19 protein-coding genes are annotated in these 21,879 nt (G+C 51.5%); 11 read left to right on the top strand and 8 right to left on the bottom strand.

Going from position 1 to position 21,879, the window contains the following annotated elements:
• The first annotated feature begins 179 nt into the window (after positions 1-179).
• The 7 genes from EDD53_RS04645 (at position 180) to EDD53_RS04675 (ending at position 8,524) form a co-directional block, all read left to right on the top strand.
• Complete coding sequence (locus EDD53_RS04645; RefSeq protein WP_123792001.1) at positions 180-1,523, top strand: substrate-binding protein; 1,344 nt, start codon at positions 180-182, stop codon at positions 1,521-1,523.
• Between the two features lie 163 nt (positions 1,524-1,686).
• Positions 1,687-2,718 carry a branched-chain amino acid ABC transporter permease gene (locus EDD53_RS04650; protein ID WP_123792002.1) on the top strand — a complete coding sequence of 344 codons (1,032 nt, stop codon included), beginning with the start codon at positions 1,687-1,689 and terminating at the stop codon, positions 2,716-2,718.
• 3 nt (positions 2,719-2,721) lie between these two features.
• Positions 2,722-3,945 (top strand): branched-chain amino acid ABC transporter permease, encoded by a 1,224-nt coding sequence (locus tag EDD53_RS04655; protein ID WP_123792003.1) that lies wholly within the window; start codon positions 2,722-2,724, stop codon positions 3,943-3,945.
• A 12-nt stretch (positions 3,946-3,957) separates the two neighbouring features.
• Positions 3,958-4,719 carry an ABC transporter ATP-binding protein gene (locus tag EDD53_RS04660; RefSeq protein ID WP_123792004.1) on the top strand — a complete coding sequence of 254 codons (762 nt, stop codon included), beginning with the start codon at positions 3,958-3,960 and terminating at the stop codon, positions 4,717-4,719.
• 11 nt (positions 4,720-4,730) lie between these two features.
• Entirely contained in the window at positions 4,731-5,495 is a 765-nt protein-coding gene (locus EDD53_RS04665; RefSeq protein WP_123792005.1) for an ABC transporter ATP-binding protein, read from the top strand.
• Between the two features lie 87 nt (positions 5,496-5,582).
• Positions 5,583-7,538 (top strand): acetate--CoA ligase, encoded by a 1,956-nt coding sequence (acs, locus tag EDD53_RS04670; protein ID WP_123792006.1) that lies wholly within the window; start codon positions 5,583-5,585, stop codon positions 7,536-7,538.
• A gap of 107 nt (positions 7,539-7,645) precedes the next feature.
• Positions 7,646-8,524 carry a GNAT family protein gene (locus EDD53_RS04675; RefSeq protein ID WP_123792007.1) on the top strand — a complete coding sequence of 293 codons (879 nt, stop codon included), beginning with the start codon at positions 7,646-7,648 and terminating at the stop codon, positions 8,522-8,524.
• A 58-nt stretch (positions 8,525-8,582) separates the two neighbouring features.
• Here the strand turns inward: EDD53_RS04675 and EDD53_RS04680 are convergent, their stop codons facing one another.
• The 6 genes from EDD53_RS04680 to EDD53_RS04705 all read right to left on the bottom strand — a co-directional run bounded on the left by EDD53_RS04680 (position 8,583) and on the right by EDD53_RS04705 (position 14,943).
• Positions 8,583-9,566: an ABC transporter substrate-binding protein gene (locus EDD53_RS04680; RefSeq protein ID WP_123792008.1), complete on the bottom strand. Its 984-nt coding sequence runs from the start codon at positions 9,564-9,566 to the stop codon at positions 8,583-8,585.
• Between the two features lie 57 nt (positions 9,567-9,623).
• A complete protein-coding gene (locus EDD53_RS04685) occupies positions 9,624-10,400 on the bottom strand; it encodes an ABC transporter permease (protein WP_123792009.1) in 777 nt (258 codons plus the stop codon).
• The gene (locus EDD53_RS04690; RefSeq protein WP_170162680.1) at positions 10,397-11,275 is read right to left on the bottom strand and encodes an ABC transporter permease; all 879 of its coding nucleotides are present in this window, start codon (positions 11,273-11,275) and stop codon (positions 10,397-10,399) included. Before EDD53_RS04690 ends, EDD53_RS04685 begins: the two co-directional genes overlap by 4 nt.
• Before the next feature lie 7 nt (positions 11,276-11,282).
• On the bottom strand, positions 11,283-12,059 hold the full coding sequence (locus tag EDD53_RS04695) for an ABC transporter ATP-binding protein (protein ID WP_123792011.1): 777 nt from the start codon (positions 12,057-12,059) through the stop codon (positions 11,283-11,285).
• Positions 12,060-12,163: 104 nt separating this feature from the next.
• Entirely contained in the window at positions 12,164-13,618 is a 1,455-nt protein-coding gene (gene hydA, locus EDD53_RS04700) for a dihydropyrimidinase (protein ID WP_123792012.1), read from the bottom strand.
• Positions 13,619-13,677: 59 nt separating this feature from the next.
• On the bottom strand, positions 13,678-14,943 hold the full coding sequence (locus EDD53_RS04705) for a Zn-dependent hydrolase (protein ID WP_123792013.1): 1,266 nt from the start codon (positions 14,941-14,943) through the stop codon (positions 13,678-13,680).
• 590 nt (positions 14,944-15,533) lie between these two features.
• Between EDD53_RS04705 and EDD53_RS04710 the strand changes: the two genes are divergently transcribed.
• Together EDD53_RS04710 and EDD53_RS04715 are read left to right on the top strand one after the other, a co-directional pair.
• A complete protein-coding gene (locus tag EDD53_RS04710) occupies positions 15,534-16,148 on the top strand; it encodes a TetR family transcriptional regulator C-terminal domain-containing protein (protein WP_123792014.1) in 615 nt (204 codons plus the stop codon).
• Positions 16,149-16,280: 132 nt separating this feature from the next.
• On the top strand, positions 16,281-16,916 hold the full coding sequence (locus EDD53_RS04715; protein WP_123792015.1) for a hypothetical protein: 636 nt from the start codon (positions 16,281-16,283) through the stop codon (positions 16,914-16,916).
• Positions 16,917-17,015: 99 nt separating this feature from the next.
• Here EDD53_RS04715 and preA read toward each other — a convergent pair whose 3' ends face one another.
• Entirely contained in the window at positions 17,016-18,320 is a 1,305-nt protein-coding gene (preA, locus tag EDD53_RS04720; RefSeq protein WP_123792016.1) for an NAD-dependent dihydropyrimidine dehydrogenase subunit PreA, read from the bottom strand.
• Between the two features lie 3 nt (positions 18,321-18,323).
• Complete coding sequence (locus EDD53_RS04725; RefSeq protein WP_123792017.1) at positions 18,324-19,664, bottom strand: NAD(P)-dependent oxidoreductase; 1,341 nt, start codon at positions 19,662-19,664, stop codon at positions 18,324-18,326.
• A 277-nt stretch (positions 19,665-19,941) separates the two neighbouring features.
• Between EDD53_RS04725 and accB the strand changes: the two genes are divergently transcribed.
• Complete coding sequence (gene accB, locus EDD53_RS04730; protein WP_123792018.1) at positions 19,942-20,433, top strand: acetyl-CoA carboxylase biotin carboxyl carrier protein; 492 nt, start codon at positions 19,942-19,944, stop codon at positions 20,431-20,433.
• Between the two features lie 12 nt (positions 20,434-20,445).
• Positions 20,446-21,792: an acetyl-CoA carboxylase biotin carboxylase subunit gene (accC, locus tag EDD53_RS04735; RefSeq protein ID WP_123792019.1), complete on the top strand. Its 1,347-nt coding sequence runs from the start codon at positions 20,446-20,448 to the stop codon at positions 21,790-21,792.
• The last annotated feature ends 87 nt before the right edge of the window (positions 21,793-21,879 follow it).

Here is a 21,879-nt window from a genome sequence, read left to right on the forward strand (position 1 = left end):
AAATCATTTAAACAAAAGCACTTGTTGAATAATTTTCAGCACATCCTCAGTATACCTACATCTTGTTAACAAGTCGGTGGTCGCAGATACGCGGTAGGCTGACATCACAACAGGATACGCGAAAGCCCGTACGAGGAGGTGCGGGCCAAGCGGACCGAAAACCTAAGGGAGGATTTTCTATGTCTAATTCACTACTCACGCGTCGCGGACTGCTTAAAACCAGTGCAGTGGCAGGCGCGGGTCTGGCGCTGCCAACTATATTCACATCGGGCGCTGCGGCTTTTACCAATGAGCCGATGGGCGGCACTGTAACGCTGGGCTTCAACGTGCCGCAATCTGGTGCCTATGCTGACGAGGGCGCGGATGAGTTGCGCGCATACGAACTGGCGGTTGAGCATCTCAACGGCGAAGGCGACGGCGGCATGCTGAACACCTTCAGCTCGAAGGTACTCGAAGGCAACGGCATCTTGGGCAAGAAAGTCCAATACGTCACAGGCGACACGCAAACAAAATCTGATGCGGCGCGCGCATCCGCGAAATCCATGATCGAAAAAGACGGCGCCGTAATGATCACAGGCGGATCTTCTTCTGGCGTTGCGATTGCTGTGCAAGGTCTATGCCAAGAGGCTGGCGTGATCTTTATGGCGGGGCTAACCCACTCAAACGACACCACAGGTAAAGACAAAAAAGCCAATGGTTTCCGTCACTTCTTTAACGCATATATGTCTGCTGCGGCTTTGGCACCTGTGCTTAAAAATCTCTACGGCACAGATCGCACGGCCTATCACCTGACAGCGGATTATTCATGGGGCTGGACTCAAGAAGAATCTATCGCAGCCGCCACTGAGGCAATGGGCTGGAAAACAGCTGAGAAAGTGCGCACACCTTTGGGCGCGGGTGACTTTTCATCCTATATCGCGCCTGTGTTGAACTCTGGCGCAGATGTTTTGGTCTTGAACCACTACGGCGGGGATATGGTGAACTCCTTGACCAACGCGGTGCAGTTCGGTCTGCGTGATAAGCAAGTGAACGGCAAGAATTTCGAAATTGTTGTACCGCTTTACTCACGCTTGATGGCGCGCGGTGCGGGCAAAAACGTGGCAGGCATTCACGGATCAACCAACTGGCACTGGTCTTTGCAAGACGACGCATCAAAAGCATTCGTCAAATCCTTTGGCACAAAATACGGCTTCCCTCCCTCACAGGCGGCACATACCGTTTACTGTCAAACACTGCTTTACGCAGATGCTGTCGCACGCGGTGGTTCCTTCAACCCATGTGCGGTTGCAGAAGCGCTTGAAGGCTTTGAATTCGATGGTTTGGGCAATGGTAAAACACTTTACCGTGCTGAAGATCACCAGTGTTTCAAAGACGTTTTGGTTGTGCGCGGTAAAGAAAATCCAGAGTCAGAATTTGACCTGTTGGAAGTGGTCGAAGTCACGCCAGCCGCTCAGGTTACCTACGATGCGGATCACCCGATGTTTGCAGGCGGCGCTTTGGGCGACTGCAACCCCGGCGCATAGTCTGACAGGCTGCTAACCCGTTGACTGGGCGCATTCAGGTGCGCCCAGTTGACCAACACACAGACACAAACCATTCAAATTCCACAATAAAACACTTGCGCGACACAGGCACCGCCTTTGGAGCACAAGAAAGCTACGCGGAAAAACGGAACAGGTGGGGACGATGGACGGCATTCTACTGCAAATTCTAAACGGGCTTGATAAGGGCTCGGCCTATGCGCTGATCGCGCTGGGGCTTACACTTATTTTTGGCACGCTCGGCGTGGTGAACTTTGCCCATGGCGCGATCTTTATGATTGGTGCCTTTTGCGCGGTCACCCTGTCGCGCCTTTTGTCGTTGTCTTTTGAAACGGTTGATCCGACCAAGACTGACTTTTTGGGCAATCCAGCCACGATCAAAACCCCCTACGTCGAAGCGTGGTTTGGCCCCGAATTCGGCGGCGCCTTGATCGATTGGGCCGTGCCTTTAGCAATCTTGTTTTCGATCCCTGTTATGATCGTCGTGGGCTATGTGATGGAACGCGGATTGATCAAGCATTTCTACAAACGCCCGCATGCAGATCAGATTTTGGTCACCTTCGGATTGGCCATCGTGCTGCAAGAGGTGATCAAATATTTTTACGGTGCCAACCCCATCTCAACCCCTGCCCCTGAGGTTTTCATCGGCTCGTTCGATTTCGGCATGATGCTGGGTTTTGATCCCAATGTGATCATCTACCCCTACTGGCGCTTGGTCTATTTCCTGTTTGCGGCAGTGATCATCGGGGCTGTGTTTTCATTCTTGCGCTTTACCACCTTTGGCATGGTTGTGCGCGCAGGCATGGCTGACCGCGAAACCGTGGGCTTGCTGGGCATTGATATTGATCGGCGTTTCACCATCATGTTTGGCCTTGCGGCTGCGGTGGCAGGCATGGCGGGCGTGATGTACGCGCCAATTCTCAGCCCGAACTATCACATGGGTATGGATTTCTTAGTTCTGTCTTTTGTGGTCGTGGTTGTTGGCGGCATGGGCAGTTTGCCTGGCGCTGTGGCTGCAGGCTTTTTGCTTGGTATTTTGGAAAGCTTCGCATCGATGAACGAAGTGAAATCCATTTTGCCAGGGATCGATCAAATTGTCATTTACCTCGTTGCAATCATCATCCTTTTGACCCGTCCGCGCGGTCTGATGGGCAAACGCGGCGTGATGGAGGAATAAACCATGCTCGGACTAAACAAAAAGGACGCAACATTCTTGTTGATCGTCGTGCTTCTCACGCTCTTTACCCCAATTATCATGCAACCTTTTGCGGCCAATTCTGGCCTAGACCAGTTCAATGGCGGCTATCCTGATTTGATGCAAAAAGTTGCGATCTTTGGCATCTTTGCTGTTGGGTTTAACATTCTCTTTGGCCTCACTGGGTACCTATCCTTTGGCCATGCCGCCTTTCTGGGTGTGGGATCATACGCAGCGGTTTGGATGTTTAAACTGCTGACGATGAATGTCATTCCCGCCATTCTTTTGGCGATGGTTGTCTCTGGCCTTTTGGCTGTGGTGATCGGCTTTATCTCGCTGCGCCGTTCAGGAATTTACTTTTCAATTCTGACACTTGCCTTTGCACAGATGTGTTACAAACTAGCCTATTCTGTGCTGACGCCTATCACAAACGGCGAAACAGGTTTGCAACTGGCGCTAAGCGATCCACGCATTTTAGATGGCACGAATGAAAGCGCGTCTTTGCCTGTGACCAATATCTTTGGCTTGGCGATGAACAGTTCCTATAAGGTCGAAGCGCTCAACCGCGTGTTTACCTTTAATGTCGGTTTCTACTTTTGCGGCATCGTTGCGATCTTGGCTTTTTACATCGCTATTCGCCTGTTTCGCTCGCCCTTTGGCATGATGTTGCGCGCGGTCAAAACAAATCAACAGCGCATGAATTACATGGGTCTGAACACCCGCCCCTACACATTAGCCGCTTTCGTGATTTCAGGCATGTATGCGGGTCTTGCAGGTGGATTGCTGGCAGCAATGGACCCATTGGCAGGCGCTGACCGTATGCTTTGGACCGCATCAGGCGAGGTTGTTATCATGACGATCCTTGGCGGCGCGGGCACTTTGATGGGGCCAGTTTTAGGCGCAGGTGTGATCAAATACCTTGAAAACATCTTCTCCAAGATCAACGAAAGCGTGCTGCATTCTTGGTTCCACTGGTTGCCTGATGGGCTTGAGCACGCTGTCGTTTGGGTATTTGCCCGCTTCACAGGCGAAGGCTGGCACCTGACATTGGGCCTGACCTTTATGCTGGTTGTTACATTCTTGCCCGGTGGATTGGTGGAAGGCACGCGCCGTATCAAATCCCTCATGGCGCGCCTGCGCAGGCCAAAAGCTGGCCGCACGGAACCCAAAGCGGATGATCAACCATCCCCTTTCAAAAAACCACTTTAAGGAGGCATCATAATGGGAATTCTTGAAGTCAAAAATATCAACAAACGCTTTGGCGGCTTGCAAGCCTTAGGGGATGTAAATCTGTCCGTAAAAGAAAACTCGGTTCATGCCATTATTGGACCGAACGGCGCTGGAAAATCCACTTTGCTCAATTGTTTGGTCGGAAAGCTTATGCCCGACACAGGGTCGGTGACATTTGACGGGCAATCGCTTTTGGGGCGCAAGCCGCATGAAATCAACCAACTTGGGATCAGCCGCGTGTTTCAAACGCCTGAAATATTTGGCGATCTCACTGTGATGGAAAACGTGCTGATCCCTTGTTTTGCCAAACGCGATGGGGCCTTTCGACTTAATGCTTTGACCAGCATTGCGCAGGAACCTGATGTGCGTGCAAAGGCTGAACAGATGTTGATCGATGTAAATATGATCGACAAACGTCATATGCAGGGATCGTCCCTGTCGCGCGGTGACAAACGCCGATTGGAAATGGCGATGTGTCTGGCCCAAGATCCACGCCTTTTGTTATTGGATGAACCAACGGCTGGCATGGCGCGCGCGGACACGAACAACACCATCGATCTGCTCAAGGAAATCCATGAAAAGCGCGACATCACCATGGCGATTATCGAACACGATATGCATGTGGTGTTTTCACTGGCGGATCGGATCACGGTCTTAGCCCAAGGCACACCACTCGTCGAAGACACGCCAGACAATATCAAAGGCCACCCCAAGGTCAAAGAAGCCTATCTGGGCGAAACGCAGCAAGTTTAGGAGCGCGCATCATGGCCGAAAAAGTTCTAGATATACCAAAAAACATCAATGCCAATCATGCCGAAACCGCGCCCGCGTATTTTTCGGTTTGGGATTTGCATGCCTATTACGGCGAAAGCTATATCGTTCAGGGCATTTCTTTTAACATTCACGAGGGCGAAATCCTTGCCCTTTTGGGGCGCAACGGTGCGGGCAAAACATCCACCCTGCGCGCGATCGCCCGCTTGGATGATCCGATGGTGACACGCGGTGAAATTTGGCTTGATCACCAACACCTGCACACAATGAAGTCACACGAAGCAGCCATCGCGGGCTTGGGTTTGGTGCCCGAAGACCGTCGTATCATTCCCGGCCTAACGGTCGAAGAAAACCTGCAACTGGCGCAGATCGTCGAACCTGTAGGCTGGTCACTGGATCGCATCTATGAATTGTTCCCGCGTCTCAAAGAACGGCGCAAGCAAGAAGGCGTGACCTTGTCAGGAGGCGAGCAACAAATGCTGTCGATCGCACGTGCTTTAGCCCGCGATATCAAAGTGTTACTTCTCGATGAACCCTATGAAGGCTTGGCGCCTGTTATTGTAGATGAGATAGAAAAGACACTGCGCATCATCAAAGCCCAAGGGATCACAACCATTTTGGTCGAACAAAATGCCGTAAGGGCATTGAACCTTGCTGATCGTGCGGTCATTCTCGACACAGGGACGGTCGTCTATGATGGTTCAGCCAAAGAGGTTTTAGAAAATGAAACCCTGCGCGCTGAATATCTAGCTATTTAACTTGGCGCCTTGCTTTGGGTTTTGCCCAAGGCAAGGACATCAGCAGTATAAGACGGGCGGATCATCAAAAATCCGCGGAGGAACAGCATGACACATACCACACATTCACCCTCACAAAGCTTTACAGACACTGCGCATCTTGACCGCGCAGGCTATGACGCGATGTATGCAGAGTCCCTTGCGGATCCTGAGAAATTTTGGGGCGATCAGGGAAAAATCTTGGATTGGATCACGCCCTACACCCAAGTCAAACAGACCGATTTCAATTTCGGCAAGGTGGATATCAAGTGGTACGCGGATGGTGTTTTGAATGTGTCAGCCAATTGCATTGATCGCCATCTGGCCACACGCGGCGATCAAACTGCCATTATTTTCGAACCTGATGATCCCAATGATCCCGCCCAACATATCACTTACAACGCGCTCTCCGACAAAGTGAACCGCTTTGCCAATGTGCTCTTGTCCCAAGGGGTAATGCGCGGGGATCGTGTGGTGATCTATCTGCCGATGATCCCTGAAGCTGCCTATGCTATGCTGGCCTGCGCTCGCATCGGCGCTATTCATTCTATTGTTTTCGCTGGATTTTCCCCTGATGCTTTGGCCAATCGCATCAACGATTCAGGCGCAAAAATCCTGATCACAGCCGATACAGCGCCACGCGGCGGGCGCAAAACGGCGTTGAAATCCAACGCTGATGCCGCATTGTTGCACTGTTCAGACAAAGTGCGCTGTCTTGTTGTGAAACATACAGGCGATCAAATTTCATGGACTGAAAATCGCGATGTCGATGTCAAATTTCTGATGCAACACGCCTCACCCGATTGTCCGCCTCGCCCGATGAACGCCGAAGATCCGCTGTTTGTACTCTACACATCTGGATCAACAGGCAAGCCAAAAGGCGTTGTGCATACCTCTGGCGGCTATCTGGCCTATGCGGCTATGACTCATAAATATGTGTTCGATTATCATGACGGCGATGTGTTTTGGTGTACCGCCGATGTGGGGTGGGTCACGGGTCACAGCTATATTGTCTATGGTCCATTAGCCAATGGCGCGACCACTTTGATGTTCGAAGGCGTGCCCACCTACCCTGATGCTGGGCGCTTTTGGGCAGTCTGTGAAAAGCACAAGGTCAATCAATTCTATACCGCTCCCACCGCGCTGCGCGCTTTAATGGGCCAAGGCAATTCTTTCGTCGAAAACTATGACCTGTCCGACATCAAAGTCTTAGGCACCGTGGGCGAACCGATCAATCCAGAGGCGTGGAATTGGTACAATGACGTTGTCGGCAAAGGCCGCGCCCCCATCGTGGACACATGGTGGCAAACCGAAACGGGCGGGCATCTTTTAGCACCAATTCCAGGCGCTGTGCCAACCAAACCAGGCTCTGCCACATTGCCATTTTTTGGCGTACAACCCGTTATCTTGGACCCGACGACAGGCGAAGAAATCACGACGACCGAGGCCGAAGGGGTTCTATGTCTCAAAGACTCTTGGCCTGGTCAAATGCGTACGGTTTGGGGCGATCATGAGCGTTTCCAGGAAACATATTTTCAACAATACAAAGGCTACTACTTTTCGGGTGATGGGTGCCGCCGCGATGCCGATGGCTACTACTGGATCACGGGTCGCGTGGACGATGTGATCAATGTGTCAGGCCACCGTATGGGCACCGCCGAAGTGGAAAGCGCATTGGTCGCAAACGCCACTGTTGCAGAGGCGGCAGTCGTTGGCTTTCCCCATGAAATCAAGGGCCAAGGCATTTATGCCTATGTCACATTGATGAATGACCAAACCCCATCTGAAGCCTTAAAAAAGGAACTGGAAACATGGGTGCGCACAGAAATAGGCCCCATAGCCAAGCCTGATTTCATTCAATGGGCGCCGGGCTTGCCCAAAACACGCTCAGGTAAAATCATGCGTCGTATCCTGCGCAAAATCGCCGAAAATGACACAGGCAGCTTGGGCGACACCTCTACCCTTGCCGATCCTTCAGTCGTGGATGATTTGATCGCGAATTCGATCTATAATTCAGAGGCATAATACCGCAAATTTGCTGCTCAAGGCCGCCTTTTAGACAAGGCGGTCTTTTGCCTGCGGCGTCAAAAATTCATCGTCGAATTGCGCCTTGGTTAACCATAAATTTTCTTTTGCATGACATTGCTAAAACCATGCAAGCGCTGCCTGTAACCACTGAAAAACATTGGGATCGCCTGTGCGATCACTTTCAAGCACCTTTAGGGCAGCGCTGGATCTATGGCGCCGCTGCGGCACGCCTAGGGCGCAGGGTTGAACGGATTGCAGTGATGCACGGCGATGTGCCAGTTGCCCTTTCGCAAACCGTCAGTCGCAAATATGTAGGCGTGCATCTATCGCTTTCCACTGGAGGGCCATTGCTGTGCCCTTCGGTCAACAAAGAGACCGCCCTTTCCGCCTTGAAACAGCCGCAGGCATGGCCGCACATTTTCATCGGCACTCCAAACAAGCCACTGGGTAAGCTGCCGCTGTCAAAGGCGACATCCCACTGTATATTGGACATTTCTCAAGACCTAGATAGGCTGCGGGCGAACCTGCACGGGAAATGGCGCAATGCACTGCGCAAGGCTGAAAAGGCCGGTGTAAAATCCGCACAAGTTCAACCACGCCCACAAGCGCTGATGCCGCTTTTAGCTGCCGAAAAACAGCGTCAAGCACAGGTAAATTACCGCGCCATACCGCCAGAATTTACCTTGGCATTGCAAGAAGTTGCCCCAAGATCATTGCGGCTGTTTGAAGTGCTTGATGCCCAGATGTTGTTTTTAAAACACGGCAACAGCGCCACATATCATATCGGCCACACTGGCCCACAGGGTCGTGCGATAAATGCCCATAATTTGATCCTGTGGCAGGCGATCAAAGTGTTAAAATCACAAGGAGTCACACGGCTCTACTTGGGCAGCATAGACCCACAGCGGGCAGCAAGCTTAGCGCGTTTCAAACTGCGCACAGGGGCAGAGGTTTTTCGGGGATTTGCAGCTCATCTAATGTAAAAAAGCCCCGCTGTTTTCATGCGGGGCCTTCTCTTATTTTATCAGTAAGACATTGCGATTAGTTAAACGCCATATCCGTGATTTCCATCGTATATGCACCCTCAGGTGTCTTTGTGATCACAGGATCGGACCCGCCCGATAAAAGCGATTCCACGGTGCGGTCGTAATCAGCCATCTCAAGTGCCCCTGTTGACCCTTCGATCAATTTGGCAACTTCGCCCATCATACGGATTTGATGCTTTTCGGTCTGTGCGCCAGTTTCGTCATATTCCAAAACGATTTCAGCAGCTTCTTCTGGGTTTTCAGCAGCCCATGTCCATCCGTCCATCGAAGCTTTGACAAAGCGTGCCATTTTATCTTTGAATTCAGCATCTTCTAGGCTGTCTTCTAAAACGTAAAGCCCATCTTCCAGTGTGGCCACGCCTTGGTCTTCGTATTTGAATGTGACCAACTCGTCCTCAGAAATACCAGCGTCAATCACCTGCCAGTATTCGTTATAGGTCATGGTAGAAATACAGGCCGCCTGTTTTTGCAACAAGGGATCAACGTTAAAGCCCTGTTTCAAGACATTCACACCACCTTCAGAACCATCCGTAGCGATGCCAAGTTTGCCCATCCAGCTCAAGAACGGATATTCATTGCCGTAAAACCAAACGCCCAAGGTGCTGCCTGCGAAATCTTCAGGCGAAGTCACGCCGCTTTCTTTCAAACAGGTCAACATCATGCCAGATGATTTGAAAGGCTGCGCAATATTCACCACTGGCGCACCATTTTCACGTGCCGCCAAAGCAGATGGCATCCAGTCAACCATCACATCCGCACCGCCGCCCAACAGCACTTGCACAGGTGCCACATCAGGCCCACCAGGCTTAATAGTGACGTTCAAATCGGCTTCCTCATACAGGCCTTTTTCCAAGGCCACATAGTAGCCCGCGAATTGCGCTTGGGTCACCCATTTCAACTGCAATGTTACATCGTCCGCTGCAAAAGCGCCCGTTGTCATCGCAGCAAGAACACTTGCGCTCATCATTAGATTTTTCATAGTACAACCTCCAAGTTGTTGAACTGCCGAGGTTTTCCCCGTGCAATTTTGATGCGGTTACCCGCGGTGTGACGGGTGCCAAAAGGTCACCCTTTTCTCAATGAGAGCGACCAAACCGTAAAGTGCGGTGCCCGTGAGTGCAGATATAAAGATTTCAGCCCAAACCATATCAGTTGCCAAGCGTCCCATCTCTGTGGTGATGCGAAAACCCATACCACGGATAGGAGAGCCAAAATATTCAGCAACGATAGCCCCAATCAGCGCCAAAGTTGTCGAAATTTTAAGTCCCGTAAACACAAAAGGCAGGGCCGCGGGAATGCGCAATTTCATCAAAGTCGCCACATGGCCTGCCGCATAGGTCCGCATTAAATCGCGTTGCATGGTATCGGCCGCAGACAGACCTGCAAGTGTGTTCACCAACATGGGAAAGAAAACCATGATCGCAACGACTGCTGCTTTTGAATGCCAATCAAAGCCGAACCACATCACCATAATCGGGGCGAGACCTACAATTGGAAGGGCTGCAAAAAAGTTGGCGACAGGCATCAAGCCACGTTTCAAAAAGACAAAGCGGTCAACCACCAAGGCCAATGCGATGCCTGCAAGGCTGCCCATCCAAATGCCATTCAACGCACCTTTTAGCACGGTCTGAACCCAGTCGCCCCATAAGATCGCGGCAGAACTCGCAATCGCAGCACCGATGGCACTTGGTGCAGGCAAAAGTGCAGGAGAGACATTGAACAGATGCACCCCGATTTCCCATAGGACCAAAACCAAAAGACCAAACCCAACGGGATAGGCGATACGTTCGAATTGTGTATCTTTTTGTCTCATACTGGACGCCCTCCCATGGCACGGCGCAGGATTTGTTCAAGTCCGCCGATGGTAACGATCAAAAGCCCAGCAAGGATCGCTGCGGCAAATAACGCGGCCCACATGATCATCGGTTCGCCAAATTGTGACCCGATCAACATCCGAGCGCCTAGCCCAGCAATGGCACTGGTGGACAATTCGCCGACCACTGCACCAACAAAAGCCGCGGCCACGCTGACTTTCAAAGAGGCAAAGAAGTAAGGCATAGAGGCAGGCACACGCAGTTTCCAAAACACGGCACGCGGTCCCGCGCCGTAAGTTCGCAACAGGTCAAGCTGCATGTGATCAGGACTAGACAGGCCTTTTACCATACTGACCATCACAGGAAAAAAGCTAAGATAGGCGGCGATTATGGCTTTGGGGACCAACAAAGTCCCTGCTCCCGCTGCATTGCTGAGAATGACAATAATTGGCGCGAGGGCCACAATCGGAATGGTCTGCGAAATAATCGCCCAAGGCATCAAGCTGAGGCGTCCGATACGGCTGAGCACGATGATTGCAGCCAGCCCGACCCCGATCACAATGCCTAAAGCAAAGCCCCAAAGTGTTGTTTTTAAGGTGATAAAGCCCTGATACACCAAAGATCGTTTCGAGGTGATTTTCTTTTCAACCGTGGTTTTCCAAAGCTCTGAAACCACTTGATGAGGGACAGGCAGCAAGGGGCGCGACTGCTGCATGGTATCGCCGATGACCTCTGACAGGCTGGGGCTGGTGCCCGCGCGTGCCGCTTGATCAAAGGTCCATGTCGAATTCATTTTGATCGCGGCCCCGTACCAAATCACCACCAAAGCGACGACAACGGTCAAAATAGGCAATATTGAACGACGGAATGTCATAGCGATCTTACCCCTCATGCCCTGCACGCAGGCCGTCGCGCACGCGATGCGCAATCTCGATAAATTCGGGACTGTCGCGGATTTCTAAGGGGCGTTCTTTAGGCAAAGGGCTTTCGATGATGTCTGTTATCCGACCAGGTCGTGGTGACATAACGACAATTTTGGTGCTTAGATAGACCGCTTCGGGAATAGAATGCGTAACGAAAGCGATGGTCTTTTCGGTACGCGCCCAAAGCTTGAGGACCTGTTCATTCAGGTGGTCACGTACGATTTCATCCAAAGCCCCGAAAGGTTCGTCCATCAATAAAATATCGGCATCAAAAGCCAAAGCGCGGGCGATGGATGCGCGTTGCTGCATACCGCCTGATAGTTGCCATGGGTATTTCTTTTCAAAACCTTCTAGGTCAACAAGTTCTAGCACTTTTCGAACACGCTTAGCCTGTTCTTCTTTGGAAAAGCGCATAATTTCCAATGGAAGTTTCACATTTCCGCCAATCGTGCGCCACGGGTACAATCCTGCCGCTTGAAACACATAGCCGTATGATCGCGCTTTTCGTGCCTCTGTCGGGGTCAGTCCATTAACGGTAAGCTGACCATCTGTCGGTGTTTCTAACCCCGCGATACAGCGCAAAAGAGTGGTTTTTCCGCAGCCGGAAGGCCCAATAAAAGAAACGAAATCGCCTTTGTTGATCTGTAAATCGACATTTTTCAGCGCCTGCACTGCACCGTCATTGGTTGGAAAGGTTAGGTCCACGCCGGACACATCTATAACTGGCTTTTTCATGGCTGGTCTTTCTGCCTCACTTTGCGCGAGATCTGTAAGTCGTCCCTGTTTTGAAACAGGCGAATTGCGCCGCCTGCCCCTTTTTCACCTTTGCGCAGGCGGTCTTACACCCCAGTTGCGGGTATGCCGCTGCGTTCCACGGGGCGCGGCGCTGTGAGATCTTTCCATTTTGACAAAGCTGTATTCACCGATGCGTTGGCGTCACGGGCGACAAATTCACCGTGTCCCTCTTTCGCTTTGATCACGCCTTTGTCTACGGCCATGTATCCGCGCGTAAGCACATAGCGCGGCAAACCTAGTACCTCGATCCCTTCGAAGACGTTGTAATCAATGGCTGAAGCCTGTGCATCTGCAGTGATTGTCTTGCTGGCGTTCGGATCCCAAACGATCAAATCCGCATCAGACCCCACCAAAACAGCGCCTTTTTGCGGGTAACAGTTCAGGATCTTGGCGATATTGGTCGATGTGACAGCCACGAATTCATTCATGGTGATACGCCCTGTGTTGACGCCCTTGGTCCACAAAACAGGCAAGCGATCTTCTAAGCCGCCAGTGCCATTCGGGATTTTGGAAAAGTCACCCAAGCCAAACCGTTTTTGTTCAGTTGTAAAGGCGCAGTGATCGGTGGCAACACATGACAAGGTGCCCGATGCCAACCCAGCCCATAGGCTGTCTTGGTGCTGTTTGTTGCGGAAGGGCGGCGACATAACGCGGCGTGCGGCGTGATCCCAATCTTCGTGGAAATATTCACTTTCATCCAAGACAAGATGCTGCACCAAAGGTTCGCCCCAAACGCGTTTGCCTTGCATTTTGGCGCGGCGGATCGCTTCGTGGGCTTCTTCGCAAGAGGTATGCACCACGTATAAAGGCGCGCCAGCCATATCGGCAATCATGATAGCGCGGTTGGTGGCTTCGCCTTCGACTTGTGTCGGGCGAGAATAAGCGTGACCTTCGGGACCCGTGTTACCTTGTTCCAAAAGCTGGGCTGTGAGTTCGGCAATCACATCGCCATTTTCGGCATGTACAAGCGGCGTCGCCCCAAGTTCTGCACAGCGCTTGAATGAGCTGTAAAGTTCGTCATCATTCACCATCAAAGCTCCTTTGTAGGCAAGGAAATGTTTGAATGTGTTGATACCTTTTTCTTCGGTGATGATTTTCATTTCATCAAAGACTTGTTCGCCCCACCATGTGATCGCCATGTGGAAAGAATAATCACACGAAGCCTGCGCCGATTTATTGTCCCAAACTTTCAAAGCGTCCAACAGGCTTTCACCTGGCGCAGGTAGGCAAAAGTCCACGACCATTGTGGTGCCACCCGCCAAAGCGGCGCGGGTGCCAGAGGCGAAATCATCGGTGGAATGAGTTCCCATAAACGGCATTTCAAGGTGGGTATGCGGATCGATACCTCCCGGCATAATGTAGCATCCCGCAGCGTCGATGATCTCATCGCCAGATAAATCAGCACCGATTTCTATGATCTTGCCATCTGCGATTTTTACATCGGCCTGATAGGTCAAATCAGCGGTGACAATCGTTCCGTTTTTGATCACTTTAGTCATAGGTTCCCCCGTTCGGCGCGATCGCTGATGCTGAAACGCCATATATTCTAGTCATAGTCTCAGTTTACAATTTCGGCGCTCTCTAGCACTGCATGCAATAAGACATCTGCCCCAGCTGCGGCCCATTCAGGGCTGATGTCTTCGGCTTCGTTATGTGACAAGCCATCCACACAGGGGCACATGATCATCGCTGTTGGGTATAGATCATTGATCCAACAGGCGTCATGGCCTGCCCCTGACACGATATCCATGTGGCTATATCCCAGAGTTTCGGCGGCGTTGCGTACGGCAGACACGCAAGCATCGTCAAAGGCAGGCGGGTTGAATTGGCCAACGATTTCGGTTTCAAGCGTCACGTCGATGTCTTCGCAAAGCTTTGGAGCTTTATCATAGAATTCTTCCAGCATGGCATCAATGACGTCTTGCAAATGCGACCGAAAATCGATGGTAAAGACCACTTTACCTGGAATAATATTGCGAGAATTCGGATAGACATCCACGTGACCAATGGCGCCAACAGAATTGGGCTGATGTTTCATTGCAATTTCATGCACCAGTTCCGTGATCCGCGCCAAACCGCGCCCTGCGTTTTTACGCATCGGCATCGGGGTGGAGCCTGTGTGGCTTTCTTTGCCCGTCACAGTGCATTCGATCCAGCGCAGCCCCTGACCGTGTGTGACAACGCCGATGTCTTTTCCTTCGGCTTCCAAAATCGGGCCTTGTTCGATGTGCAGCTCAAACATGGCATGCATTTTGCGTGCCCCTACAGGTTCTGACCCGACCCATCCGATGCGTTTCAATTCATCGCCAAAGGTTAGCCCTTCGGCATCGACACGATCATAAGCCCAATCTTGGGTATGTTTGCCCGCAAAAACGCCTGAGGCCAGCATAGCAGGCGCAAAACGCGTGCCCTCTTCGTTGGTCCAGTTGGCAACCACGATGGGATGTTTGGTTTTAACCCCAAGGTCATTCATTGTGCGCACAGCTTCCAATCCACCAAGCACCCCCAGAACCCCGTCATATTTGCCGCCTGTGGGCTGGGTGTCTAAATGCGAACCCATGTAAACTGGCAAAGCGTCAGGGTCTTCGCCTGCCCGCGTGGCAAACATATTGCCCATAGTGTCCACACCCATGGTCATACCCGCAGCCTCACACCATGATTGAAACAGTGCGCGCCCTTCGGCATCTTCATCGGTCAAAGTTTGGCGATTGTTGCCCCCCGCGATACCAGGGCCGATTTTGGCCATGTCCATCAAACTGTCCCAAAGCCGTGCTGGATTGATCCGCATATTCGACGTGTCGTTTTTGGGCTTAGAAAGGGTCATTTGCCGTTCTCCGTTTCGATCTGCAAAAAGATGCAGCTCTTTATCTGGTCAAATTTTCAAGTCGCTCTACCTGACTGTTTCATATCAACAGGAGGAACGCATGTTCAAAGGTCTTACTACTTCACTCGCAATCATCACAGCGCTTATGGTTGGCGCACCAGCACTCTTGGTGATGCTGGTTGAATAACTCCGCTTAACTTGCGTTACATTTAAATCCTTTTGCTCGCGCAAATAGGGTGGGTTTTGCGTCTGATGTTTGGCACCTCTGTGACAAACATCAGCCTTTCTGTAGTCTCATCGCTGCACAGTTCTTGAGCTGAGAGCCGCGATTCCATCACCTTCGTTCTTTATGACAAGGCTGTCGCATGAATAAAGTTATTTAGCCCATCGGGGCAGTGCATCTTTGACCATTTGGTCAAGACTACGTTAGCAGCGCACCAGAATGCGTCAAGCGTGGTCTCCTGCCTGATTTTCATGCGAAATATGTATTTGTGCAAAATTCAGGCATGTTTGTTTGGGAATAGTGTTTTTTTCAGCGATCCTATACCAATAAAGACAAGAAAATTGCGCATAAAAGGAATCGCCAATCCATGCGAGAAAAGACGCCGCGAACCCGTATTCAAAAGAAAAACCACCAAACGATTTTGGAAGCCGCTTTAAATGTGTTCTCTCAACATGGATTTCGAGGCGCCACCTTGGATCAAATCGCCCAAGAAGCCGCGCTTTCTAAACCCAATTTGCTATATTACTTCCCGTCAAAAGTGGCCATTCACCGCGCGCTGATCGACCGTTTGATGACCACTTGGTTGGACCCTTTGCGCGAACTTGATGCGCACGGTGATCCTATCGAAGAAATCCTGTCATATGTGCTGCGCAAACTCAGCATGGCGCGCGAATTTCCGCGTGAAAGTCGACTGTTTGCCAATGAAATTGTACAAGGTGCTCCCAACGTTGGTGATAAGATCAGCGGTGATTTGAAATTTTTAGTTGATGAAAAAGTGGGCGTTATCGCAGGCTGGTCTCAGGCGGGTAAAATCGCATCAATCGATCCTTATCATCTGATTTTTTCGATTTGGGCCACAACGCAGCATTATGCCGATTTTGACGCGCAAATTCGGGGCATCTTGGCTGCGGATGATGACGCACATTTTGATGACGCAGCCGTATTTTTAGAACGTATGTTCCGTCAGATGTTGAAACCTTAAAGCGAGCGGAGCGCAGGGGGTGAGGTGACACTTTGTTAACCAAAGCCTTAAATTTCTGTAAACGTTTACCAGTTCGAAACCATAAGCTGTGACAGTGAAAGCTGTGGGGGCTCCTACTTAAAGGAGTTCGGTATGACTGATCTATTTGGCGTGCAGGCCGTGTCAGGCGGTGGGACGATACGGTCCAATGCCGACCTATCAGTGCCAGCTGTTCCCAAAGTTGCCGAGGCCACACATGGTGGCGATACAGGCGATAACCAAAAAGCAAACCTGCCGCGCCAAACTGGCGAAAGCGGCAGCAAAACAATAGCGCAAGATCAATCGGGCCCCTATGAGCCTAAGCCTGTCAGTGACACCAATACGCCGCGGGAAGATTACGACCCGAACATGCTGACAGGACCAACACCGTCTTTTCAAGCCAGTGTTTTGGAAGTCGAAAGTGATTTGCGTAACATCATTGCACAGGTCGAAGCAAAACGCGCAATCACACTCGATGAAGCGGCGATTGCACCTGTTGTTTCACCGCAAACTGTCACAGGCTTTGACGGGAAAACAACAGATGAATCGCGCCCAACGGAACACCGCAACGCGCGACAAGATAGGCCCGAAATACCTGCCATATCTGAAAACATAGATACAAATCTGGCACTATCTCCATCCCCCGTTTCAAGCGAAGCACAAGATCGCGAAGCGGCCTATGCGGGACCAAGTGCCACGCTGGTTCCACCTTACCGAAAATCCACAAGCTCAATTGATGACATGAGCTAAATCTGACGGCGGCCAGACGCGCAGGCACCAATGACGCAAAATCCCCGCGCAAAACTGCACGGGGAGTATGACCTGTTTCGTGTTGCGCGAAAAATCTGACTATTCAGCAGCCGTCGCAGAAGGGTTATTTGGATGCTCGGTCCAATTGCCATAGTCCTTCGTCACAACCTTGCCCGTGCGTTCATCCAGATCGCCCGCGTCCAAAGTTTTCATCGTGATACAGCCTTCAATTGGGCAAACATTCACACAAAGGTTACAGGCGACACATTCGTCATCCATCACTTCGAAAACACGGTCTGGTGTCATTGAAATCGCCTGATGCGATGTATCTTCACAAGCCGCGTAGCAGCGCCCACAGGAAATACATTCATCTTGGTCGATGACAGCTTTGGTCACATGGTTCAGGTTCAAATACTGCCAATCGGTAACATTTGGCACGGCCTTGCCAGACAATTCAGCAACAGATGTCATGCCCTTTTCGTCCAAATATTGCGACAAGCCTGAAATCATTTCTTCGACCACTTTAAACCCATAGGTCATAACAGCCGTACAGACCTGTACGTTCCCTGCCCCGAGCGCCAAGAATTCGGCCGCATCGCGCCAAGTGGTCACGCCACCGATGCCCGAAATAGGAAGATCATGTGTTTCAGGGTTACGTGCAATTTCCGCGACCATGTTCATCGCGATAGGCTTCACAGCAGGGCCACAATAGCCACCATGGGTGCCTTTGCCATCAATCATCGGTTCAGGGCTAAAGCTATCCAAATTCACGCCCGTGATGGAATTGATCGTATTGATCAAAGACACAGCGTCAGCACCACCGCGTTTCGCGGCCTCGGCTGGCAATAGGATATTGCTGATATTTGGCGTCAGTTTCACGATGATCGGCAGGCCTGTGGCCTCTTTACACCAACGCGTCACCATCTCGATATATTCAGGCACCTGCCCCACAGCGGAGCCCATGCCACGCTCAGCCATACCGTGCGGACAGCCAAAGTTCAGTTCGAACCCGTCGCAGCCCGTTTCGGCAATGCGCGGCAAAATATCTTTCCAGCTTTTCTCGTCACAAGGCACCATCACCGATGCGATCAAAGCGCGATCAGGGTAATCCTTTTTCACACGGGTCATTTCGGCAAGGTTCACTTCCAAGGGGCGATCGGTGATCAACTCGATGTTGTTGAGACCCAAAAGGCGGCGGTCAGCGCCAAAAATCGCGCCGTAACGCGGCCCGTTGACATTGACCACGGGCGGACCTTCTGCGCCGAGCGTTTTCCAAACAACACCGCCCCATCCAGCTTCAAAAGCGCGGCGCACGTTGTATTCTTTGTCAGTCGGTGGCGCTGAGGCCAACCAAAACGGGTTTGGAGATTTAATACCGCAAAATTCGCTTGTTAGATCAGCCATATCTTAGCCCTTTCCCATCAAAACTGAGTGAATATCCATCGCCGCATCGCGACCTTCGGCCACCGCTGTCACGGTCAGATCATCGCCGCCAGAGGCACAGTCTCCCCCTGCCCAGACCTTTTCAACTGTGGTTTTTCCATAGACATCAACGGCTATTTTTCCGCCTTGGAGTGTTAGCCCCTGCGGCGCATCTTTAAGCGTTTGGCCAATCGCAACCAGAACCTGATCGGCGCGGAATTCCACCATTTCGCCAGTCCCTTTTAGTGCTCCATCAATGTCTGCTGTGTATTCAAAACTGACGCCGCGACAGGCACCCTCGCCCAAAATTGCTATGGGTTGAGCGTTGTAGACGATGTTCACGCCTTTTGACGTCGCCAAGTCTTGTTCATATTGCGACGCGCCCATACGGTCTTTGCCGCGGCGGTAGGCCATCGTCACGTTTTGCGCCCCCAAAAGCTTAGCCTGCACGGCCGCATCCACTGCCGTCATACCGCCACCGATGACCACGACATCGCGCCCGACGGATAATGTCGATAGATCCTGAGCTTGACGCAAACGCGCGATGAAATCGACGGCATCCTCGACACCGTCCAAGTCCGTTCCGTCTGCGCGTAGGGCATTCACACCACCCAAGCCGATGGATAGAAACACCGCATCAAATTCGGAATTCAAGCTTTCAAGTGTAAGATCGTCACCAAGAGCGCGGCCCGCTTCGACAGTAATTCCGCCGATAGACAAAAGCCAATCGACCTCTTTTTGCGCAAAATCATCGGTCGATTTGTAGCTGGCGATCCCAAATTCATTCAGACCGCCCAGTTTTTTGCGTGCGTCAAACAAAGTTATGTCGTGACCTAACATTGCCAGACGGTGCGCCGCCGATAGGCCCGCAGGCCCTGCGCCGACCACTGCAACGGTTTTCCCCGTTGCTGCGCCACGCTGATACGGATGTGCGGATTTTTCCATTAAAGTGTCCGTCGCGTAGCGCTGCAATTGGCCAATTTTCACTGGTTTGCCTTCAGCAATTTCGCGCACGCAGACTTCTTCACATAGGGTTTCAGTGGGGCACACCCTTGCGCACATTCCGCCCAAAATATTTTGATCAAAAATTGTTTTCGCCGCAGCTTCGGGCGTGCCTGTCACAATTTGACGAATAAAGAGTGGAATATCGATTGACGTTGGACAGGCCGTCATACATGGGGCGTCGTAGCAAAAATAGCAACGATCCGCTGCCACCTGTGCTTCATGGTCGTCCAGTTGTGGGTGTAGATCTGTAAATCGCTCAGCGTATGCGTCTTTTGGCAAACGGGCTGTGGCCAGACCTGGTGTGCGTTCACTGTTGGGCATGAGATTCTCCGTGGGGATCACTTTTTCTTGCTCTTACCGTTGCATGATCAATTTTTTTATCAAGTGGTAAAATTTTCAAACATGGCATTTTTCGGCGTACAAGACGCCAGATCTGGAAATTTGCATACAAACGCACAAAAATTACGCAACAACAGGTCATGAACTGTGCGTCCAACCGAATATTATCGGGTTTTCACGCGCTGTCACGTGCCGTATAAGCATCAAAAGTTGAGGAAACAGTCCGTGCAAACGGGCGGCAATAATTGGGTTGAAACATATGACCAAGAAAAACGATTCTGACGTGAACTTCATTCAGGCACTTGCTGAATTACTGGACGCAAATGACCTGACTGAAATCGAAGTCATGCGCGAATACGGTGAAGCTGACAGCTTGAATGTCCGCGTAAGCCGCCAAGCACCTGTTCAGCAAGTTGTTCAATCAGTTGCAGCGCCAGCAGCACCCGCAGCATCTGCGCCAGCCTCTACACCTGCGGCAGCGGCAACAACTGCACCAGCAGCCGATCCCGCAAATGATCCAAACGCAGTTCCATCCCCAATGGTGGGCACCGCGTATCTATCCGCAGAACCAGGCGCACCCGCGTTTGTTCAAATCGGCGACAAAGTATCCGAAGGTCAAACATTGATGATCATCGAAGCGATGAAAACAATGAACCACATTCCTGCGCCAAAATCTGGCACAGTAAAGCGCGTTCTTGTTGATGACGGCACGCCAGTCGAATTCGGCGCACCTTTGATGATCATCGAATAGGTGGGCGCCCACATGTTCGATAAAATCCTCATCGCCAATCGCGGCGAAATTGCACTGCGCGTTATTCGCGCCTGCCGTGAAATGGGCATTCAGTCTGTTGCGGTACATTCGACAGCCGATGCAGATGCGATGCACGTGCGTATGGCCGATGAAGCCGTTTGTATTGGCCCGAATTCATCAACGGATTCATACCTTAACTTCCCTGCGATTATCGCGGCATGTGAAGTAACTGGCGCGCAAGCGATCCATCCTGGCTATGGGTTCTTGTCTGAAAACGCGGCCTTTGTGCAGATCGTTGAAGATCACGGCCTCACATTCATTGGACCATCTGCGGAACATATCCGTCAGATGGGGGACAAGATCACCGCCAAAGAGACAGCGCAAAGATTGGGTATCCCGATTGTGCCTGGCTCAGACGGTGGCGTACCAGATGTGGCTGCGGCTAAAAAAGCTGCGGCAGACATGGGTTACCCTGTGATCATCAAGGCCACAGCTGGTGGTGGTGGGCGCGGCATGAAAGTTGCGCTGAACGAGAGCGAATTGGAAACCTCTTTCCGCACTGCGCGCTCTGAAGCCAAGTCCAACTTTGGCAATGATGAAGTGTATATGGAGAAATATCTCCAGAAACCACGCCACATCGAAGTGCAAGTCTTTGGCGATGGCCAAGGCGGTGGTGTGCATTTGGGCGAACGCGATTGTTCTTTGCAGCGCCGCCACCAAAAGGTTTTCGAAGAAGCACCAGGCCCCAGCATCTCCGCTGAAGAACGCGCGCGCATCGGTGGCATCTGTGCCAATGCGATTGCAGAAATGGGCTATAAAGGCGCGGGCACCGTTGAATTTTTGTATGAAGACGGCGAGTTCTTTTTCATCGAAATGAACACACGTTTGCAGGTGGAACACCCTGTAACCGAAGCAATTTTCGGTCAAGATCTTGTGCGTGAACAAATCCTTGTTGCATCAGGTCAAAAGCTGTCGTTCACGCAAGACGAGCTTAAGGTCAACGGCCATGCGATCGAAGTTCGAATTAACGCTGAAAAATTACCGAACTTTTCACCCTGCCCTGGTCGGATCACGCAATATCACGCGCCAGGTGGTCTTGGTGTGCGTATGGACAGTGCTTTGTACGATGGCTATTCGATCCCGCCCTACTACGACAGCTTGATCGGAAAACTGATTGTACATGGTCGTGATCGCCCAGAAGCCTTGGCTCGTTTGCAGCGTGCTTTGGGCGAACTGATCGTAGATGGTATCGAGACCACGGTGCCGTTGTTCAACATGTTGTTGCAGGAAAAAGACGTCCAAACAGGTGACTACAACATTCACTGGTTGGAAAAATGGCTTGAAGCAAACCTAGGCTAAGCCCGTACAGACCCGAAATTAGGCCGCCTTCGGGCGGCCTTTTCTTTGGCCCCCCAGCTTTGTGCAACCCCCATGTGATACATCCCT

The sequence above is a fragment of the Pacificibacter maritimus genome (assembly GCF_003814915.1).
Lineage (GTDB): Bacteria > Pseudomonadota > Alphaproteobacteria > Rhodobacterales > Rhodobacteraceae > Celeribacter > Celeribacter maritimus.

Coding starts and splice junctions, on each gene's coding strand:
- EDD53_RS04645 (WP_123792001.1), top strand. CDS start 180: ATGTCTAATTCACTACTCACGCGTCGCGGACTGCTTAAAACCAGTGCA.
- EDD53_RS04650 (WP_123792002.1), top strand. CDS start 1,687: ATGGACGGCATTCTACTGCAAATTCTAAACGGGCTTGATAAGGGCTCG.
- EDD53_RS04655 (WP_123792003.1), top strand. CDS start 2,722: ATGCTCGGACTAAACAAAAAGGACGCAACATTCTTGTTGATCGTCGTG.
- EDD53_RS04660 (WP_123792004.1), top strand. CDS start 3,958: ATGGGAATTCTTGAAGTCAAAAATATCAACAAACGCTTTGGCGGCTTG.
- EDD53_RS04665 (WP_123792005.1), top strand. CDS start 4,731: ATGGCCGAAAAAGTTCTAGATATACCAAAAAACATCAATGCCAATCAT.
- acs (WP_123792006.1), top strand. CDS start 5,583: ATGACACATACCACACATTCACCCTCACAAAGCTTTACAGACACTGCG.
- EDD53_RS04680 (WP_123792008.1), bottom strand. CDS start 9,566: ATGAAAAATCTAATGATGAGCGCAAGTGTTCTTGCTGCGATGACAACG.
- EDD53_RS04685 (WP_123792009.1), bottom strand. CDS start 10,400: ATGAGACAAAAAGATACACAATTCGAACGTATCGCCTATCCCGTTGGG.
- EDD53_RS04690 (WP_170162680.1), bottom strand. CDS start 11,275: ATGACATTCCGTCGTTCAATATTGCCTATTTTGACCGTTGTCGTCGCT.
- EDD53_RS04695 (WP_123792011.1), bottom strand. CDS start 12,059: ATGAAAAAGCCAGTTATAGATGTGTCCGGCGTGGACCTAACCTTTCCA.
- hydA (WP_123792012.1), bottom strand. CDS start 13,618: ATGACTAAAGTGATCAAAAACGGAACGATTGTCACCGCTGATTTGACC.
- EDD53_RS04705 (WP_123792013.1), bottom strand. CDS start 14,943: ATGACCCTTTCTAAGCCCAAAAACGACACGTCGAATATGCGGATCAAT.
- EDD53_RS04710 (WP_123792014.1), top strand. CDS start 15,534: ATGCGAGAAAAGACGCCGCGAACCCGTATTCAAAAGAAAAACCACCAA.
- EDD53_RS04715 (WP_123792015.1), top strand. CDS start 16,281: ATGACTGATCTATTTGGCGTGCAGGCCGTGTCAGGCGGTGGGACGATA.
- preA (WP_123792016.1), bottom strand. CDS start 18,320: ATGGCTGATCTAACAAGCGAATTTTGCGGTATTAAATCTCCAAACCCG.
- EDD53_RS04725 (WP_123792017.1), bottom strand. CDS start 19,664: ATGCCCAACAGTGAACGCACACCAGGTCTGGCCACAGCCCGTTTGCCA.
- accB (WP_123792018.1), top strand. CDS start 19,942: ATGACCAAGAAAAACGATTCTGACGTGAACTTCATTCAGGCACTTGCT.
- accC (WP_123792019.1), top strand. CDS start 20,446: ATGTTCGATAAAATCCTCATCGCCAATCGCGGCGAAATTGCACTGCGC.